The 17757-nt window shown below is 67.6% G+C and carries 18 protein-coding genes; 5 read left to right on the top strand and 13 right to left on the bottom strand.

Translation table 11 applies throughout. The annotated features are described in order from the left end of the window. Positions 1-42: 42 nt before the first annotated feature. The 8 genes from WT26_RS11415 to WT26_RS11380 all read right to left on the bottom strand — a co-directional run bounded on the left by WT26_RS11415 (position 43) and on the right by WT26_RS11380 (position 9180). Positions 43-1062, bottom strand: a complete 1020-nt coding sequence (locus WT26_RS11415; RefSeq protein WP_069272902.1) for an ABC transporter permease — start codon at positions 1060-1062, stop codon at positions 43-45. Then, positions 1059-2663 (bottom strand): sugar ABC transporter ATP-binding protein, encoded by a 1605-nt coding sequence (locus tag WT26_RS11410; protein ID WP_069272901.1) that lies wholly within the window; start codon positions 2661-2663, stop codon positions 1059-1061. Before WT26_RS11410 ends, WT26_RS11415 begins: the two co-directional genes overlap by 4 nt. Before the next feature lie 145 nt (positions 2664-2808). Beyond that, positions 2809-3759, bottom strand: coding sequence for a sugar ABC transporter substrate-binding protein (locus WT26_RS11405; RefSeq protein ID WP_069272900.1), 951 nt, complete (start codon positions 3757-3759; stop codon positions 2809-2811). 346 nt (positions 3760-4105) lie between these two features. Then, positions 4106-5032 (bottom strand): CysB family HTH-type transcriptional regulator, encoded by a 927-nt coding sequence (locus tag WT26_RS11400; protein WP_069272899.1) that lies wholly within the window; start codon positions 5030-5032, stop codon positions 4106-4108. Between the two features lie 75 nt (positions 5033-5107). Then, positions 5108-6166, bottom strand: a complete 1059-nt coding sequence (locus WT26_RS11395) for a sulfate/molybdate ABC transporter ATP-binding protein (protein WP_011545347.1) — start codon at positions 6164-6166, stop codon at positions 5108-5110. A gap of 13 nt (positions 6167-6179) precedes the next feature. Further along, the gene (cysW, locus tag WT26_RS11390; RefSeq protein ID WP_059526263.1) at positions 6180-7130 is read right to left on the bottom strand and encodes a sulfate ABC transporter permease subunit CysW; all 951 of its coding nucleotides are present in this window, start codon (positions 7128-7130) and stop codon (positions 6180-6182) included. After that, positions 7127-8020, bottom strand: a complete 894-nt coding sequence (cysT, locus tag WT26_RS11385; protein WP_059728233.1) for a sulfate ABC transporter permease subunit CysT — start codon at positions 8018-8020, stop codon at positions 7127-7129. Before cysT ends, cysW begins: the two co-directional genes overlap by 4 nt. 122 nt (positions 8021-8142) lie before the next feature. Further along, positions 8143-9180 (bottom strand): sulfate ABC transporter substrate-binding protein, encoded by a 1038-nt coding sequence (locus tag WT26_RS11380; RefSeq protein WP_011351893.1) that lies wholly within the window; start codon positions 9178-9180, stop codon positions 8143-8145. Between the two features lie 264 nt (positions 9181-9444). Between WT26_RS11380 and lexA the strand changes: the two genes are divergently transcribed. From lexA to WT26_RS11365, 3 genes are read left to right on the top strand one after another with little or no spacing between them, the layout of a single operon-like run. Beyond that, on the top strand, positions 9445-10092 hold the full coding sequence (lexA, locus tag WT26_RS11375; RefSeq protein WP_006754655.1) for a transcriptional repressor LexA: 648 nt from the start codon (positions 9445-9447) through the stop codon (positions 10090-10092). A gap of 26 nt (positions 10093-10118) precedes the next feature. After that, positions 10119-10454 (top strand): hypothetical protein, encoded by a 336-nt coding sequence (locus WT26_RS11370; protein ID WP_069272898.1) that lies wholly within the window; start codon positions 10119-10121, stop codon positions 10452-10454. 29 nt (positions 10455-10483) lie between these two features. Next, positions 10484-11167, top strand: a complete 684-nt coding sequence (locus WT26_RS11365; protein ID WP_069272897.1) for a DUF2939 domain-containing protein — start codon at positions 10484-10486, stop codon at positions 11165-11167. 90 nt (positions 11168-11257) lie between these two features. On the opposite strand, the gene WT26_RS11360 is transcribed toward WT26_RS11365, so the two are convergent. Then, entirely contained in the window at positions 11258-11755 is a 498-nt protein-coding gene (locus WT26_RS11360; protein WP_069272896.1) for a universal stress protein, read from the bottom strand. Between the two features lie 353 nt (positions 11756-12108). On the opposite strand from WT26_RS11360, the gene nodI reads away from it, so the two are divergent. Next, a complete protein-coding gene (gene nodI, locus WT26_RS11355) occupies positions 12109-13023 on the top strand; it encodes a nodulation factor ABC transporter ATP-binding protein NodI (RefSeq protein WP_069272895.1) in 915 nt (304 codons plus the stop codon). Positions 13024-13029: 6 nt separating this feature from the next. After that, entirely contained in the window at positions 13030-13863 is an 834-nt protein-coding gene (locus WT26_RS11350) for an ABC transporter permease (protein ID WP_059526277.1), read from the top strand. Positions 13864-13936: 73 nt separating this feature from the next. Here WT26_RS11350 and WT26_RS11345 read toward each other — a convergent pair whose 3' ends face one another. The 4 genes from WT26_RS11345 to WT26_RS11330 form a co-directional block, all read right to left on the bottom strand. Next, positions 13937-14359, bottom strand: a complete 423-nt coding sequence (locus WT26_RS11345; protein WP_059526280.1) for a hypothetical protein — start codon at positions 14357-14359, stop codon at positions 13937-13939. Between the two features lie 188 nt (positions 14360-14547). Further along, positions 14548-15606, bottom strand: a complete 1059-nt coding sequence (locus WT26_RS11340) for a permease (protein ID WP_069272894.1) — start codon at positions 15604-15606, stop codon at positions 14548-14550. A 14-nt stretch (positions 15607-15620) separates the two neighbouring features. Then, a complete protein-coding gene (mnmH, locus tag WT26_RS11335) occupies positions 15621-16712 on the bottom strand; it encodes a tRNA 2-selenouridine(34) synthase MnmH (RefSeq protein WP_069272893.1) in 1092 nt (363 codons plus the stop codon). Positions 16713-16777: 65 nt separating this feature from the next. Next, entirely contained in the window at positions 16778-17731 is a 954-nt protein-coding gene (locus tag WT26_RS11330) for a LysR family transcriptional regulator (RefSeq protein WP_069272892.1), read from the bottom strand. Positions 17732-17757 lie beyond the last annotated feature (26 nt).

Raw genomic sequence — 17757 nt, 5'->3', positions numbered from 1 at the left:
TTCTCTCTGGTCTGTTCTGTGTGTCTTTCTACCGCACGCGCTCTACCGCACGCGCGTGCGCCGGCTGCGATACGTATCGAGCACGACCGCCACCACGATCACCGCGCCGGTGATGATCCGTTTCGTCGGCTCGTTCGCGCCGATCTGCGCCAGCCCCGCGGCCAGCACGGAGATGATCAACACGCCAAAGAACGTGCTGATCACCGAGCCGCGCCCGCCCATCAGGCTCGTGCCGCCGATCACGACGGCCGCGATCACCTGCAGTTCGAGGCCGACGCCCGCGTTCGGATCGGCGGCCTCGAGCCGCGAAATCTGGAACAGCGACGCGAGCCCCGCGAGCGCGCCCATCAGCGCGAATACGAGAATTTTATACGGCCTCGGGTTAACCCCGGCAAGTCGAACGGCTTCTTCGTTCGTGCCGATCCCGACGAGATAGCGCCCGAACACGGTGCGCGTCAGCACGAACTGGGCCGCGATCATCACCGCGACCGCGATCAGGAACGCCGGCGAGATGCCGAGCGCGATCGGGTTCGACAGGAAATCGAACGCGTCGCCGATATAGGCGGTGCGCGAATTCGTCAGCTGGTACGCGAGGCCGCGTGCGGCCTCCAGCACGCCGAGCGACACGATGAACGACGGGATCCGCCAGCCGACCGTGACCGCACCCGTCAGCGCGCCCGTGACGGTCGCGACCGCGATGCCGATCAGCGCGGCCGGCAACGGCCCCCACTGCCATTTCAGCGCGGCGACGCTGACCATCGACGCGGCGAGCGCGAGCACCGAGCCGACCGACAGGTCGATCCCGGCGATGATCAGCACGAAGGTCATCCCGACCGACATCACGACGAGATCGGGAATCTGGTTCGCGATCGTGCTGAACGTATCGTAGGTCAGGAAATGCGAGCTCAGCGTCGAAAACAGCACGATCATCGCGGCAAGCGCGCCGGCGAGCCCGAGATAGTTCGACAGGCCGAGCCGCGTGCCGGACAGCGTGCGCGCGCGGCGCCCCGTGACGGGCTGCGGCGGGTTGGCGTCGGTCGGGGTAACGGGGGGCTGGGTCATGGCGAAGGTCCTGTCGTCGAAGCGCCGGACGCGGCGCGCGGCGCCACTCCGGCTGCCGGATGGCGCGCGGCCTCGTCGCGGCCGAAGCCGGCGAACGCCGCGGCCAGCAGTGCATCCTGGGTCCAGTTGCCGCGCTCGAACACGGCGGTCATGCGGCCGGCCGACATCACGCCGATCCGGTCGCAGATCAGCATCAGCTCACGCAGGTCGCTCGACACGACGACGAGCGCGCGGCCTTCGCGCGCGAGCGCGCCCATCAAAGTGTAGATCTCGAACTTCGCGCCGACGTCGATCCCGCGCGTCGGCTCGTCGAACAGCAGCACGCCCATGTCGCGCGCGAGCCAGCGGCCGATCACGACCTTCTGCTGGTTGCCGCCCGACAGCTCGCCGACCGCCTGCGCCGCACCGTGCGTGCGGATTCGCAGCGCGTCGATCTGCTGCTCGGCGAGCGCCGTCTCGCGCGTCGCGTCGACGACGCCCGCGCGCGCCAGCCGGTCGAGCTGGCCGAGCGACACGTTCGCGGTGATCGACTGCGTGAGCAGCAACCCTTCGCCCTTGCGATCCTCGGTGATCAGCGCGATGCCGTGCTTCACCGCCTCGACGGGCGAGTGGATCTCGGCCGGCCTGGGCGGCTGGCCGACCGCGATCACGCCCGAGTCCGGCGTGTCGGCGCCGTAGATCAGCCGCAGCAGTTCGGTACGTCCCGCGCCGATCAGCCCCGAGATGCCGAAGATCTCGCCCGCGCGCACCTCGAGCGACACGTCCTGCACGGCCGGCATGCGCGTCATGCCCGACACGACGAGCCGCGGTGCGCCGATACGGCGCTCGCCGAGATCGATGTGCTCGCCGAGCTCGCGCCCGACCATCAGCGTGACGAGCCCGTCGGACGTCGTCGCCGCCATGTCGCCCGCGTGGACGAGCCGGCCGTCGCGCAGCACCGCGACCCGCTCGGCGACACGCGCGAGTTCCTCGAGCCGGTGCGAGATGTAGATGATCGCGACCCCGCGTGCCTTCAGCCGGTCGATCTGCTCGAACAGCAGCTCGACTTCACGCGCGGTCAGCATCGCGGTCGGTTCGTCGAGAATCAGCACGCGGCAGTCGCCGATCAGGTTGCGCGCGATCTCGACCATCTGCTGATGGCCGATGCCGAGCGCGCCCACCGGCGTATCGGGATCGACCGTATCGAGCCCGACCTGCGCCATCGCGGCCCGCGCGTCGTCGCGCAACCGCGCGCGGTCGATGATCCCGAAGCGCCGCGGCAGGCGGTTCAGGAACAGGTTTTCGGCGACCGTGAGGGTCGGCAGCAGGTTCAGCTCCTGCATCACCATGCGCACGCCGAGCGCTTCGGCGTCCTTGCGGCTCGCGGGCGCATACGCGCGAGCGTCGAGCTGCATCGTGCCGGCGGTCGGCTCGACGAGCCCGCCGATGATCTTCGACAGCGTGCTCTTGCCGGCGCCGTTCTCGCCCGTCAACGCAAGGGCGTGGCCCGCCTCGAGCGTCAGCGTGACGTCGGCGAGCACGGGTTCGGCATAGGTCTTGCCGATGCCGGAGACGGACAGCACGGGAGCGGCTGCGCGGGAGGGTTGGGAAGTCGGGTCCATCGCGATCCTGGTTGCGGCCGCGCGCACGCGGCGCGCGGGTATGACGCTCACAAGTGCATGTGCATGCAGTGGCCGTGATCGCGCTCACCCCTGATAACGGCCGCCGCGCCCGATTCTTGAGGGCGGCGGCCGTATCGGGGTTGCGTCACTTCGTCACGAGATCCACCGGCGTCTCGACCACGCCCGACATGTCGGCCTGCTTGCGATGCTCGGAGATTGCCTTGAGCGCCGTGTCGATGCCGAACACGGCCTGCTTCGCCGCGTACTGATCGGCCGTCGCGAGCACGCGGCCGTCCTTCAGCATCGGCTTGATCGCGTTGATGTTGTCGTAGCCGACCACGAACACCTTGCCCTGCTTGCCGGCCGCGCGCACGGCCGACACGGCGCCGATCGCCATGTTGTCGTTGCCGCACAGCAGCGCCTTCAGGTTCGGGTATTCGTTGAGCATCGCGGCAGCGACCGCATTGCCCTTGTCGATCTCCCATTCACCGGACTGCACCGATACGACCTTCATCCCGCCCGCCTTCATCGCGTCCTGGAAGCCGGCCGTGCGCTGCTGCGCATTGGTCGTCGTCGACACGCCTTCGAGGATGCCGACCTGGTCGCCCGCCTTCAGCCGCTTCGCGAGGTAATCGCCGATCTTGCGCGCGCCCTTGCGGTTGTCCGGGCCGACGAACGGTACGTTCAGGTTCTTCGATTTCAGCACGTCGGGATCGAGCCGGTTGTCGATGTTCACGACGATGATGCCGGCATCGACCGCCTTCTTCACGACCGGCACGAGCGCCTTCGAATCGGCCGGTGCGAGCACGATCGCGTCGACCTTCGACACGATCATCTGCTCGACGATGCGGATCTGGTTAGCGGTGTCGGTCTCGTCCTTGATGCCGTTGGTGACCAGGTCGAACTGGTTCGCGTTGTGCTTCTGGTATTCCTTCGCGCCCGTTTCCATCGTCAGGAAGAACTCGTTGGCGAGCGACTTCATCACGAGCGCGACCTTCGGCTTGCCGGCCGTCTCCGCATGGGCGAACGGCGCGGCGGCGAGCGCGACCGCGGCAACGGCGGCGGTCAGGAAGCGACGGCGAAAGAGGACATTCATACTCATCTCCTGGCATTGGGCCCCGCGGGGCATCTGTTGTTTTAATGTGAGCAAACGTTTGCGCCACACTACCCGGGCAATGGCCATCGATGCTGCTGTCGGTACCACGGAATGGAAGCGAGGCAGACGGCCGACTGCCGGAGCGCGGGCGATGCGTTCACGCGCAACCGCCGGCAGGCTGCCGGCGGGGTGAGAGGTATGCTGGACCGTTTCTTGTCCGCGCGCAACCTGTCTGATCAATATTTAAGGGTTTATTCGGAGCGCGCCGGCCGCTGGCGCGAGAACGCGCGTGTGATCACGGCGCGGTTGAAACGGGACGCCGCGCAGGCGTCCCGGCAGCGGCGCGTCAGGCCTGCTCGCGCAGTTGTCCGGCGATCTCGGCCTCGCTCAGATGCGGCGCGAACATCTCGATCAGCCGGTACGCATACGCACGCAGGAATGCGCCCTTGCGCAGGCCGACCCGCGTCGTGCTCGCCTCGAACAGGTGCTGCGTATCGAGCGCGACGAGCCCCGTGTCGCGCTGCGGATCGTAGGCCATCGCCGCGACGACGCCGATCCCCATCCCGAGCTCGACGTAGGTCTTGATCACGTCGGCGTCGATCGCGGTCAGCACGACGTCGGGCACGGCGCCCGCCTGCGCGAACGCCTGGTCGATGTGCGAGCGGCCCGTGAAGTCCTGGTCGTACGTGATGATCGGGTACTCGGCGATTTCCTCGAGCGTCAGGTTCTCGCGACCGACGAGCGGATGGTCCTTCGGCACGACGACCGTGTGGTGCCACGAATAGCACGGGAACGTGACGATGTCCGGATAGCGGTCGAGCGCCTCGGTCGAAATGCCGAGATCGGCCTCGCCGTTCAGGATCATCTGCGCGATCTGCTGCGGGCTGCCCTGGCGCAGCGCGAGATGCACCTTCGGGAACACCTCGGTGAACTGCCGGATCACCTTCGGCAGCGCGTAGCGCGCCTGCGTGTGCGTCGTCGCGACGACGAGGTGGCCGCTGTCCTGGTCGGCGAACTGGCGCGCGACGCGGCGCAGGTTCTCGGCATCGAGCAGCATCCGCTCGATCAGCTGGTGCACGGCCTTGCCGGGCTCCGTGAGCCCCGTCAGCCGCTTGCCGCGCCGGATGAAGATGTCGACGCCCAGCTCATCCTCGAGATCCTTGATCTGCTTCGACACGCCGGACTGCGACGTGTACAGCACGTTCGCGACTTCCGTCAGGTTCATGTTCTGGCGCACCGCTTCGCGCACGAACCGCAATTGCTGAAAATTCATGGGTATGCCTCTTAGGCTGTCGTTGTTTGATTGTCCGATCGGAGCGTGTTCCGCCCCCTGCCCTGCATTTTCTCGTCAACGCGCGGGAAACACGCGCACCGCGCGCGGCACGGCCGTCGCACCGTCGCCGACCTGCAGCGACAGCGCACGCCATGCGTCGCGATCGAGTTCCGCCTCGAGCGCGCCGCCTGCGCGCGCCTCGAGCTCCACGCGCACCGACCCGCCGAGCGGAATCACGCGGCGCACGTCCACCGCGATGCCGTCGCGGTGCCCTTCGCCCACCGGCCAGAGCTGCAGGTCGTGCGGCCGCACGTACGCGTTCGCAGGGCCCGCGAAATCGGCATCGACCTCGATCGGCGCAGCCGCGCCCTCGGCCACGAAACCGCGCCCGGCGACCGTGCCCGGCAGCCGGTTCGCCGCGCCGAGGAACTCGTACACGAACGCGCTCTGCGGATGATCGTAGACGTCCTGCGGGCTGCCGACCTGCTCGACGTGGCCGCGGTTCAGCACGACGATGCGGTCCGCGACTTCCAGCGCCTCCTCCTGGTCGTGCGTGACGAAGATCGTCGAGATGTGCAGGTCGTCGTGGAGCCGCCGCAGCCAGCCGCGCAGTTCCTTGCGGACCTTCGCGTCGAGTGCGCCGAACGGCTCGTCGAGCAGCAGCACCTTCGGCTCGACGGCGAGCGCGCGGGCAAGCGCGATGCGCTGGCGCTGGCCGCCCGACAGCTCCGACGGATAACGCTGCGCGAGCCAGTCGAGCTGCACGAGCTTGAGCAACTCGTGCACCTTCTCGCGAATCGCGGCTTCCGACGGCCGCTCGCGGCGCGGCTTCACGCGCAGCCCGAACGCGACGTTCTCGAACACCGTCATGTGGCGGAACAGCGCGTAGTGCTGGAATACGAACCCGACCTGCCGATCGCGCGCGCCGACCGACGCGACGTCGAGCCCCTGCAGCACGACCTGGCCGGCATCCGCGTGCTCGAGGCCCGCGATCACGCGCAGCAGCGTGGTCTTGCCGCAGCCGGACGGCCCGAGCAGCGCGACCAGTTCACCGGGCGGGAAGTCGAGCGACACGTTGTCGAGCGCCGTGAAATCGCCGAAGCGCTTCTGAAGGTTACGGACGGTGATACCCATTCTGGTTGCCTCTTTACGATTTCGACGAAACGACGGCGGCGGGGCCGGCGTGTGCGGGAACGGCGTCGCTCGCGCCGGCCAGTTCGGCGGCGAGATGACGCTCGGCGATCAGTTTCAGCGCGAGCGTGACGAGCGCGAGCAGCGCGAGCACCGACGCCACCGCGAACGCTGCCGCGAAGTTGTATTCGTTGTACAGGATCTCGACGTGCAGCGGCATCGTGTCGGTCACGCCGCGGATGTGGCCCGACACGACCGATACCGCGCCGAACTCGCCCATCGCGCGCGCGTTGCACAGGATCACGCCGTACAGCAGGCCCCACTTCACGTTCGGCAGCGTCACGCGGCGGAAGATCTGCCAGCCCGACGCGCCGAGCACGCGCGCGGCTTCTTCCTCGTCGGTGCCTTGCGCCTGCATCAGCGGAATCAGCTCGCGCGCGACGAACGGGAACGTGACGAAGATCGTCGCGAGCACGATGCCCGGCACCGCGAAGATGATCTGCACGTCGTGCGCCTGCAGCCACGGCCCGAGCCAGCCCTGCGCGCCGAACAGCAGCACGTACACGAGACCCGAGATCACCGGCGACACCGAGAACGGCAGGTCGATCAGCGTCGTCAGCAGCGCCTTGCCGCGGAATTCGAATTTCGCGATCGCCCACGACGCGCACACGCCGAACACGAGGTTCAGCGGCACGGCGATCACGGCGACGGTCAGCGTCAGCTTGATCGCCGACCACGCGTCGGGATCGGCCAGCGATTCGAGATAGAAGCCGACGCCTTTTCTCAGCGCCTCGACGAACACCGCGGCGAGCGGCACGACGAGGAAGAACGCAAGGAACGCCAGCGCGATGCCCGTGAGCAGCCAGCGCACGACGCGCGACTCGCTGACGGGGTCGAGCCGCTTCGCGGCGCGCCCTTGCGCGGCCGAAGACGGGGTTTTCAGCACGACGGTGGCCTCCTGGCTCATTGCTGGCCTCCTGCTGCGGCGGCGGTGACGGCGCCAGGCGCGGGACCGCTCGCGCCCTTGCTCGTGCGGCGCTGCAGATACCACTGCAGCGTGTTGATCAGCAGCAGCATCAGGAACGACACGACGAGCATCACGACCGCCAGCGCGGTCGCGCCCGCGTAGTCGTACTGCTCGAGCTTCGTGATGATGAGCAGCGACGTGATCTCGGATTTCATCGGCACGTTGCCGGCGATGAAGATCACCGAGCCGTATTCGCCGAGCGCGCGCGCGAACGCGAGCGCGAACCCGGTGAGGAGCGCCGGCAGCACGGCCGGCAGCACGACGCGGCGGAACGTCAGCCAGCGCGACGCACCCAGGCACGCGGCCGCCTCCTCCTGCTCGCGCTCGAAATCCTCGAGTACCGGCTGCACGGTGCGCACGACGAACGGCAGCCCGATGAAGGTCAGCGCGACCAGCACGCCGGCCGGCGTGAACGCGATCTTGATGCCGAGCGGCGCGAGATACTGGCCGACCCAGCCGTTGGTCGCGTAGACGGCCGCGAGCGAGATGCCGGCAACCGACGTCGGCAGCGCGAACGGCAGGTCGACGATCGCATCGACGAGGCGCTTGAACGGGAACGTGTAGCGTACGAGTACCCACGCGACGAGGAAGCCGAACACGGCGTTGATCAGCGCGCCGCCCAGTGCGGACGTGAACGTCAGCCGGTACGACGCGAGCACGCGCGGCGACGCGACGGCGGTGACGAACTGGTCCCACGACAGCGTCGCGGTCTTCAGGAACGTGGCGGCGAGCGGTATCAGCACCACGAGGCTCAAATAGGCCACCGTGATGCCTAGCGTCACGCCGAAACCGGGCAGCGCGCTCGGCTTGCGAAAGGTGTACGTCGTCATCGGATGCTCTTGCTGGGTCGATGCTGCTCATGGGGCCGACGCAAACGCCGGCGCGATGCTTTGCGCCGGCGGCCCGCCGAGGGTGCGGCGCGCTGTCGTGGCGCGCCGCTGTCGTTATGGTGTTACTGCGGCTTGTAGATCGAATCGAACACGCCGCCGTCCGCGAAATGCGTCTTCTGCGCATTCGTCCAGCCGCCGAAGGTATCGTCGACCGTGTACAGCTTCAGCTTCGGGAACTGCTTGGTCAGTTCCGCCGGCACGTTCTTCGAACGCGGCCGGTAGTAGTTGCGAGCCGCGATCTCCTGGCCCTGCGGGCTGTACAGGAAGTTCAGGTACGCATCGGCCAGCTTGCGCGTGCCCTTCTTGTCGACCACCTTGTCGACCACCGCGACGGGCGGCTCGGCCAGGATGCTCACCGACGGCACGACGATTTCGAACTTGTCGGTACCGAATTCCTTGACCGACAGGAACGCCTCGTTTTCCCATGCGATCAGCACGTCGCCGATCCCGCGCTGCACGAAGCTCGTGGTCGCGCCGCGCGCGCCCGAATCGAGCACGCCCGCGTTCTTGTAGAGCTTCGTGACGAATTCCTTCGCCGTCTGCTCGTTGCCGCCCGGCTTGTGCACCGCATACGCCCATGCGGCCAGGTAGTTCCAGCGTGCGCCGCCCGACGTCTTCGGGTTCGGCGTGACGATCGAGATGCCGGGCTTGGTCAGGTCGTCCCAGTCCTTGATCCCCTTCGGATTGCCCTTGCGCACCAGGAACACGATCGTCGAGGTGTAAGGCGACGCGTTGTCGGGCAGGCGCTTCTGCCAATCCTTGTTCACGAGCCCCTTGTTCGCGAGTGCATCGATGTCGTACGCCAGCGCCAGCGTGACGACGTCGGCCTGCAGGCCGTCGAGCACCGAGCGCGCCTGCGCGCCCGAACCGCCGTGCGACTGCTTGAAGTTGACGGTCTCGCCCGTCTTCGCCTTCCACTCCTTGCCGAACGCCTGGTTGAAGTCCTGATACAGCTCGCGCGTCGGGTCGTACGACACGTTCAGGAAAGTCGTATCGGCCTGGGCGTGCGTCGCGACGCCCAGCGCCGCCGCCGCGCCCAGCGCGAGTGTTGCGATCAGGCGGCCCACTCCGCCCACCAGCCCCGTATTGCGCTTGCCCATCCTTGGTTCTCCAGTGTTGTCGGTATTGCGATGTCGGGCCAGTCTAACGAACGGGTTACATGATTAAAAATAATCGTTCCTTATTTTTTAATACTCAAAAGTGCTAACGCAGACGGGATGGACGGTTGCGGCAGACGAACCGGCGTCCGGACGTCGCGACATCACGCCGGAACCGGCGTGATCGCGTCGAACCTCACGTAACACTTGAAATTCGCGAACTACTGTATAAAAATACAGCTCACTGTCTATCCATACAGTTGAGCCATGACCAAACTCACCGCCCGTCAGCAGCAAGTGTTCGACTTGATCCGTCGCGCGATCGAGCGCTCCGGATTCCCGCCCACCCGTGCCGAGATCGCGGCCGAACTGGGCTTCAGCTCGCCGAATGCGGCCGAAGAGCATCTGCGCGCGCTGGCGCGCAAGGGTGTGATCGAGCTGGCCGCCGGCGCGTCGCGCGGCATCCGCCTGCTCGGCATCGACGATGCCCCGCACCAGTTCACGCTCCCGCACGCCGGCCTGATGCAGCTGTCGCTGCCGCTCGTCGGCCGTGTGGCAGCCGGTAGCCCGATCCTCGCGCAGGAGCACATCTCGCAGCATTACGCGTGCGATCCCGCGCTGTTCACCAGCAAGCCCGACTACCTGCTGAAAGTGCGCGGCCTGTCGATGCGCGACGCCGGCATCCTCGACGGCGACCTGCTCGCCGTGCAGAAGCGCACGGAAGCGAAGGACGGCCAGATCATCGTCGCGCGTCTCGGCGACGACGTCACGGTCAAGCGCCTGATGCGCCGGCCGGGCGGTCTCGAGCTGATCGCGGAGAACCCGGATTACGAAAACATCTTCGTCAAGGCCGGCAGCGCGGAATTCGCGCTGGAAGGCATCGCCGTCGGGCTGATCCGCTCGGGCGAACTCTGACATTCCGTCTCGCTGAGGAGAACATCATGGAACGCCTTGCCCGCCTGCTGCCTTTCCGTCAATTCGGTCGCCTGCGTCACCTGCGCGGCCGCACGCCCTGCGCACCGCTGTCCACCGCGGCGCCCACCGGTCAAGAAGAAGCAGTCGAACGGCAGGCGTCCCTGCTGCCGTCGGCGCTCCCCGCTTTCGCGCGGGTATCGCTGAACGCCGGCCTGAATCACGCTGAACCCGCGCGCCGCGCGCCGGTACGCGTCTATCACGGTCGTTCGCGCCTGATCATGGTCGGCACGATCGATGCCGTGTGCCGGATGATCGATCGCTGCATCGCAGAGGAACGATCGGCCACGCCAGGCGGTCTCTGATTGCGGAACACCCGCGCACCGGAGGCAACGTGAATCACGCACCGGGCCGCCCCAGGCGGCTCAAACCCCTGCTGATCATCGTGCTGGCCGTCGCCGCCATTGCGGCAATCGGCTATGCCTACGCATCGCCGTACGTCGCGCTCGGCCGCCTGAAAACGGCGATCGATGCACGCGATGCGCAGGCCATCAGTGAATATGTCGATTTTCCGTCGCTGCGCATCAGCCTGAAGCAGCAGGTCACGGAAGAGTTGATGCGCCGGATCGACGCGAAACGGCAGAACAATCCGTTCGCGGTGCTCGGTGCGCTGATCGGGTCGGCATTGATCGGCCCGCTGGTCGATGCATACGCGACCCCGGAGGGCGTGGCCGCGCTGATGAGCGGATTGCCACCGCGGGGCAATCCGGGCGAGCGGCCGCCCGAGTGGCCGGCACAGCCGCCGGCCGATTCGGCTGGCAGCACCGCGCCGACGAATGGGCCGAACGCGGCCGCCGGCAGCGCGCCGGCTGCAACGCCCGCGCCGGCCGCACCGTCGTCAGCCACTTCGACACGCGCCGGCACGCCGAGGCAGCAGCAAACCAGCGCCGGCTACCGGAATATCGATGAATTCGTCGTGACCTACCAGCGCACCGCGGATGGGACACGCTATGCGGCGATATTCCACCGCTTCGGCCTGTTCTCGTGGAAGTTGTCCGCAATCGACCTGCACGGCTGAACCGGCAGCGGGCCGGCGCCGTGCGCGGCCGGCGGACGACCGGCGCACCGCACAAGGCGGCGCCGGTCAGGCTATAAGACAGTCAGGCAGTCATCTGGCGGTGGTCGCAGCCGCGTCGCGTTCTCGAGCGATTTCGGCCTTCTGCTCCTGCGCCGACGAGCACGCAACCAGGATGCTGCAGTTCACGCGGTCGAGCAGTTGTGTGTTGCCCGAGCCCATCCACCATCTCGACAGCCCGCTGCGGCAACGGTGCCCGACCACGATCAGGTCGACCTTCAGTTCCGTCGCGAGATTCGCGATTTCGTCGATCGGATAGCCGAATGCGAAATGGCCTTCGGCCTGCACACCGCGCTCGCGCAGCCAGTTCACCCCTTCCTGCAGGATTTCACGCGCGGTTTCCTCGAACCGGCCGCACGCGACGTCGGTCAGCAAACCCGCGCTCTGTGCAATGCTCGAGCGCATGTCGACGACCGACAGCAAATGCGTTTCGGCCTTCAGGTCCATCGCGAGATTGGCGCCGCAGCGCAGTGCCTTGCGCCCTTCGAGCGTGCCGTCGTAACACAGCAGAATCTTGTTGTAGCTAGCCATGAAACCTCCCTATCGCAACAACGAGCCTACGCATTCATCATGGTGCGCCGCAATTCAGGACGCAAGGGATGGAAAACGCTGATTCGCCCCGTGGGGCCGATCCGCGATGATGCGGTGCACGATCGGCATGCGCCGGCACCGCGCTGCGCGCACCCGCGCTGAAGGCGTGCAGGCAATGCACTAGAATGGCCCGGTCGTGCCGCCCATTCGCGTCACGCGCGGGGTGCGCGCCGCATTGTGCACTCCCGTCATGCCGGCGTGACCATTGACCGGCGCATCGGTTCGCGCCCCGGCTTCGGCGCGCACGGTCTCCGGACGTGTCCGCCACGCCGCATCCAATGACAACATTGCCCATGTCCGTCGCACCGATCGATTTCCGGAACGTCGAAAAGCACTATGGCGACAAGCTCGTCGTCAACGGCCTGTCGTTCACCGTACAGGCCGGCGAATGCTACGGCCTGCTCGGCCCCAACGGCGCGGGCAAGACCACGACGCTGAAAATGCTGCTCGGCCTCACGTATCCGGACGCCGGTGCGATCTCGCTCTGCGGCGAACCGGTTCCATCGCGTGCGCGGCATGCGCGCCAGCGTGTCGGGGTCGTCCCGCAATTCGACAACCTCGACCCCGACTTCACCGTGCGCGAGAACCTGCTCGTCTTCAGCCGCTATTTCGGCATGTCGGCGCACGACGCCCGCGCGCTGGTGCCGTCGCTGCTCGCGTTCGCGAAGCTCGAGAACAAGGCCGATGCGAAGGTCGGCGAGCTGTCGGGCGGCATGAAGCGCCGACTCACGCTCGCCCGTGCGCTCGTCAACGATCCCGATGTGCTGGTGCTCGACGAGCCGACCACCGGCCTCGACCCGCAGGCGCGCCATCTCATGTGGGAACGCTTGCGCTCGCTGCTCGCGCGAGGCAAGACGATCCTGATCACCACGCACTTCATGGAAGAAGCCGAGCGCCTGTGCGACCGGCTGTGCGTGATCGAGGAAGGCCGCAAGATCGCCGAAGGCGCGCCGCACGTGCTGATCGAATCGGAAATCGGCTGCGACGTGATCGAGATCTACGGGCCCGATCCGGCCACGCTGCGCGACGAGCTGTCGGCATTCGCGAAGCGCACCGAGATCAGCGGCGAGACGCTGTTCTGCTACGTGAGCGACCCGGAACCGCTCAGTGCGCGACTCAAGGGTCGCACGGGGTTGCGCTATCTGCATCGCCCGGCCAATCTGGAAGATGTGTTCCTGCGGCTCACGGGCCGCGACATGCAGGACTGATCGATCATGGACGTGCGCAACTATTCCGCCACCGCACCGTCGGCACCGCCACGCGTGTCACGCTTCGCGATCGCGATGCCCGCGAACGCAACCAACTGGATCGCCGTCTGGCGGCGCAACTATCTCGTCTGGCGCAAGCTCGCGCTCGCGTCGATGTTCGGCAATCTTGCCGATCCGATGATCTATCTGTTCGGTCTGGGGTTCGGGCTCGGCCTGATGCTCGGCCATGTCGACGGCGTGTCGTATATCGCGTTCCTCGCGGCCGGTACGGTCGGCTCGAGCGTGATGATGTCCGCGAGCTTCGAGTCGATGTATTCGGGTTTCTCGCGGATGCACGTGCAACGCACGTGGGAAGCGATCATGCATACGCCGCTCGCGCTCGGCGACATCGTGCTCGGCGAGATCGTCTGGGGAGCGAGCAAGGCGATGCTGTCGGGGGCCGCGATCATGCTCGTCGCGGGGGCGCTCGGCTATGCGCAGTTTCCGTCGATGCTCGCGGCGCTGCCCGTGATCGCGCTCGCGGGCCTCGCGTTCGCGAGCGTCGCGATGATCGTCACGGCGCTCGCACCGTCCTACGATTTCTTCATGTTTTATCAGACGCTCGTGCTGACGCCGATGCTGCTGCTGTCGGGCGTGTTCTTCCCGACCACGCAGCTGCCGCCGATCGCGCAGCACGCGGCGCAGGCGCTGCCGCTCGCGAACGCCGTCGAGCTGATCCGGCCCGCGATGCTCGGCCGGCCGGCGACCGACGTCGCGCTGCATGTCGCGGTGCTCGCCGGCTACGCGGTCGGCGGGTTCCTGCTGTCCGCCTGGCTGTTCCGGCGGCGGATGATGCGCTGAACGCGCGACGCCGCGCACGCACGGGGCGCGACCGCCCCACGGCAATCGCGCTTGCGCGCCGCGGCGACTGACGTCACTCGTCGTCGTCGCTCCACGGGATCTCGACGTCGGTCAGGAACGCGACGGTCGCGAGCGGGCCGCCTTCCTGGCGGCCGAGCTTGCCGTCCGCGCGATGCCATTCGACGCGGAACTGCGTGCCCGGATCGTCGGCGACCAGATAAACCGTGCGCAACTCTTCCTTTTCGGCCTCGTCCACCGGGCCGTCGAACGACACCAGCATCTTCTGCGGCCACAGGCCGTTGACCGGATCGTAAATGCGGTCGCCTTGCGGAATGTCGATGCTGGCCTCGACGCCGATCGTTGCGGAGGCCTCGATGATCATCGTGCCGAGTGCGTTCAGCACGGCAGTCGCCCGCGCGGAATTGGCCTGGCGGATCGCGAGATCGCCGCGCGTCAGCGCCTTTTCGAGTCGAGGATGGATCTTCGGTTGGGTCATGCGTTTTCCTGTTTGCTTCTTGTAAATGGCGCCGCACGCGTGAAACGGCGGCGCCGGATGAATAAGGTGATTATGCGGGCCGGCGCGCGACACCGAACGGCGCCTTCGCACTGCCAGGGCCGCCGGACGTCTTCGCCCCCGCGCGGCCCGCGGTGCGCACGATCACGCGCTCCCCGCGTGGCGCGCCGTCAGAACCCGAGCGCGACCGCGAGCAGGCCGCTCGCGATCCCGAACACGACGACGAGCGCCGTGACGAGCGCGAGCGTGGCCGGCCGGAACGAACGCGCGAGCATCGCGAGCGACGGCACGCTGATCGGCGGCAGCGTCATCAGCAGCGCGGCGGCCGGGCCGACGCCCATGCCGAGCGACAGCATCGCCTGGATGATCGGCACCTCGCCCGCCGTCGGGATCACGAACAGCATGCCCGCGACCGCGAAGGCGACGATCCAGCCGAGATGATTGCCGATGTCCGGGCCGATATGGGGGAACAGCCATGCGCGCGCGGCGCCGAGCAACAGCACGAGCACGATGTATTCGGGCACGAGCCGCACGGCCATGCGCGCGAGCAGCTTCATCCAGCGGACGAACGGATTGCCGGCCGCGGCCTGCTCGGCCGCCAGCGCAGCAAGCCGCGTGTCGTCGATGCTGCGGTCCTCCGGACGCGCGAGCCGGTTCAGCAGGTAGCCGATCCCGAACACCATCGCGACGCCGAGCACGAGGCGCAGCGCGCTCCATTGCCAGCCGAGCACGAAGCCCATGAAAACCAGCGCCGCCGGGTTCAGCACCGTGTTGCCGAGCCAGAACGCGACCGCGCCGCCCGGCGACGCATGGCGCGCACGCAGCCCCGCGACGACCGGCGCCGCGCAGCACGTGCACATCATGCCGGGCAGCGACAGCAGTCCGCCCGCGGCGACGCTGCCGAAGCCGGTGCGGCCGAGCACGCGCGCGACCCAGTGCGCGGGCAGCAACGCCTGCACGGCCGAACCGAGCAGCAAGCCGAGCACCATCGCCTGCCAGATCGCCTTGCCGTACGCCCATGCGTAGTCGAGCGCGGCCTTCAGCGACGGCTCGGGCGCGGCCGCCGACGTGCCCATCAGGATCGACTGTCCGATCGAATGATGCTCGGCGGCAACGAACGCCTTGTTGTAGTACGGGAACCATTTCACATAGAACAGCCCCGCGACCGCGATCAGCAGGAAGGTCATCCAGCCGAGTGCCGGACTGGGTTGGGTGCGTGTGGTCGTCATGTTCTGGTCTGAAGTTATGTAGTGGAGGTCGTGTCGGCAGCTGTCGCCGGCAGCCCTGCCTCAGCGAGCCGTGCAAGCAACGTCTGCGCCTGTTCGCGCACATCGGCGGCGTTCGGCCGGAACCGGAACGTCAGCACGCGGCCGGGCTTGCCGAAACGCTCGCCGTAGGTCCGCGCATAGGCGGGATCGTAATGCTTGTCGATCAGTTCGCCAGACAATTCGGCACGTGCATTCGCGTCGATCAGTTCGCCCCAGCGCGCGACCTGCTCTCGGCTGTGCAGGCCGATCAGCCGGTGCAGCTGCGCCTTGAACGCGTCCGGTTCGTCGAACAGGTGCGCGTAATCGTCGAGGAGGAACGCAATGCGCTCGTCGTGCGCCGCGTCGACATGCACCCACGGCCCTGCGTGGAATGCCTGCAGCAGCGCGATCGGCAACTGCACGAGCCCGATCCTGCGGCTTTCCGATTCGACGAAGACAGGCCGCGCCGGATCGAAGCGCCGGAGCGTCTCGACGAGCCGCGTGTCAAACATCTTCTGCGCCGGCTGCGGCTTGCCCGGCAGCGCGCCGAGCAGCGAACCGCGATGGCACGCGAGCGCTTCGAGATCGAGCGTCTGCGCGCCCGCGTCGCGCAGCGCGTTCAACAGGCGCGTCTTGCCGCAGCCGGTATGGCCGACGAGCGCGATGTAGCGAAAGCGCGTCGGCAGCGAGTCGAGCGTCGCGCACACCGACTGGCGGTACGACTTGTAGCCGCCGTCGAGCTGGCGCGCCTTCCAGCCGATCAGGTTGAACCAGGTCGTCATCGAGCCCGAGCGTTTGCCGCCGCGCCAGCAGTAGATCAGCGGCCGCCAGTTGCGCGGCCGGTCGGCGAACGTCGTGTCGAGATGGCGCGCGATGTTGCGTGCCACCATCGCCGCGCCGACGCGCGTCGCCTCGTACGGCGACACCTGTCGGTACATCGTGCCGACGAGCACGCGCTCCTCGTTGCTGAGCACGGGCGCGTTCAGCGCGCCGGGGATATGATCCTCGGCGAACTCGAGCGGTGTGCGCACGTCGATGATCTCGTCGAACTCGCCGGCGCGATCGAGGGTGACAATCAGGTTCTTCAATTTGGCGTCAAGCGACCCGGCCCGGCGTGGCGGGCCGCAGCGGTGCGGATGGGTGGATCGAGCGATTATCTCACGCGGCGGCTTCGCGGGCGTCGCGCGAGGGACGGCGCGGCGCGCGTCGCCGTGATCGCGTCGATCAGATGGTCGCGGAACGCGCGAACCGACGCAGGCAGATCGCGCCCCGCCATCGTCTGCACCTGGATGCTGCGCTCGCCCAGTTGAGGGTCCGTCAGCGGGATGACGACGAAGCCGTCGGCGGCACAGCGGTCGCGCACCGACAGCAGCCCCGTGAACATCACCGCGCCCGTGCGCCGCGCATAACCGTACATCGCCGCCGTGTTGTTGCTCGTCAGTTCAGGCTCGAGCAGCAGCCCGTCGAGCGCGCATGCGATGTCGATCAACTGGCGCACCGTGGTGCCGGCCTCGGGCAGCACGTGCGGGTGACGCGCGACATCGGCGAGCGACACCGCTTCGCGCGTCGCGAGCGGATGGTCGCGCCGCACCAGCGCGAAGATCGGCGCGCGCTCGGTATGCTCGACACGCACGCCCTTCTCCGGCGCGAGGCTGAAGCTCAGCGCGATGTCCACGTCGCCGTCGCGCACGCGCCGCGTCGCTTCCGCCGGCGACACGACCCACACCGAGAAATCGACGCCCGGATGGCGCGCCTTGAAGCGCGCGAGCGTGCCGGGCAGGAAATCGATCGCGAACCCTTCCGAGCAGGCGATCTTCAGCAGGCTGCCGTGAAGCGCGTCGAGCCCGCCGATGTCCTTCATCACGTGCTCGGCCTCCAGCAGGCTGCGCTGCGCGAACGCCAGAAGCCGCTCGCCCGCCTCCGACAGCGCCATCCCGCGCGGCCGGCGCTCGAACAGCGGTGCGCCGAGCTCGCTCTCGAGTTTCGCGATCTGGCGGCTGATCGCCGAAACGGCCACGTGCAGCCGCGCGGACGCATCGCTGATCGAACCGGTGCGCGCCACCTCGACGAAATACCGCAACGCCAGGCCATGCAGGAAAGCCGCCATCGTTCTGTCTCCACCCGGCTGCCGGC

The organism is Burkholderia cepacia (genome assembly GCF_001718835.1).
Lineage (GTDB): Bacteria > Pseudomonadota > Gammaproteobacteria > Burkholderiales > Burkholderiaceae > Burkholderia > Burkholderia cepacia_F.
This window is presented reverse-complemented; position numbering and strand designations above follow the sequence as displayed.

What these genes read in the sequence shown, in the direction of transcription:
- WT26_RS11415 (WP_069272902.1), bottom strand. Translation starts at nt 1,062, where the DNA reads ATGACCCAGCCCCCCGTTACCCCGACCGACGCCAACCCGCCGCAGCCC.
- WT26_RS11410 (WP_069272901.1), bottom strand. Translation starts at nt 2,663, where the DNA reads ATGGACCCGACTTCCCAACCCTCCCGCGCAGCCGCTCCCGTGCTGTCC.
- WT26_RS11405 (WP_069272900.1), bottom strand. Translation starts at nt 3,759, where the DNA reads ATGAATGTCCTCTTTCGCCGTCGCTTCCTGACCGCCGCCGTTGCCGCG.
- WT26_RS11400 (WP_069272899.1), bottom strand. Translation starts at nt 5,032, where the DNA reads ATGAATTTTCAGCAATTGCGGTTCGTGCGCGAAGCGGTGCGCCAGAAC.
- WT26_RS11395 (WP_011545347.1), bottom strand. Translation starts at nt 6,166, where the DNA reads ATGGGTATCACCGTCCGTAACCTTCAGAAGCGCTTCGGCGATTTCACG.
- cysW (WP_059526263.1), bottom strand. Translation starts at nt 7,130, where the DNA reads ATGAGCCAGGAGGCCACCGTCGTGCTGAAAACCCCGTCTTCGGCCGCG.
- cysT (WP_059728233.1), bottom strand. Translation starts at nt 8,020, where the DNA reads ATGACGACGTACACCTTTCGCAAGCCGAGCGCGCTGCCCGGTTTCGGC.
- WT26_RS11380 (WP_011351893.1), bottom strand. Translation starts at nt 9,180, where the DNA reads ATGGGCAAGCGCAATACGGGGCTGGTGGGCGGAGTGGGCCGCCTGATC.
- lexA (WP_006754655.1), top strand. Translation starts at nt 9,445, where the DNA reads ATGACCAAACTCACCGCCCGTCAGCAGCAAGTGTTCGACTTGATCCGT.
- WT26_RS11370 (WP_069272898.1), top strand. Translation starts at nt 10,119, where the DNA reads ATGGAACGCCTTGCCCGCCTGCTGCCTTTCCGTCAATTCGGTCGCCTG.
- WT26_RS11360 (WP_069272896.1), bottom strand. Translation starts at nt 11,755, where the DNA reads ATGGCTAGCTACAACAAGATTCTGCTGTGTTACGACGGCACGCTCGAA.
- nodI (WP_069272895.1), top strand. Translation starts at nt 12,109, where the DNA reads ATGTCCGTCGCACCGATCGATTTCCGGAACGTCGAAAAGCACTATGGC.
- WT26_RS11350 (WP_059526277.1), top strand. Translation starts at nt 13,030, where the DNA reads ATGGACGTGCGCAACTATTCCGCCACCGCACCGTCGGCACCGCCACGC.
- WT26_RS11345 (WP_059526280.1), bottom strand. Translation starts at nt 14,359, where the DNA reads ATGACCCAACCGAAGATCCATCCTCGACTCGAAAAGGCGCTGACGCGC.
- WT26_RS11340 (WP_069272894.1), bottom strand. Translation starts at nt 15,606, where the DNA reads ATGACGACCACACGCACCCAACCCAGTCCGGCACTCGGCTGGATGACC.
- WT26_RS11330 (WP_069272892.1), bottom strand. Translation starts at nt 17,731, where the DNA reads ATGGCGGCTTTCCTGCATGGCCTGGCGTTGCGGTATTTCGTCGAGGTG.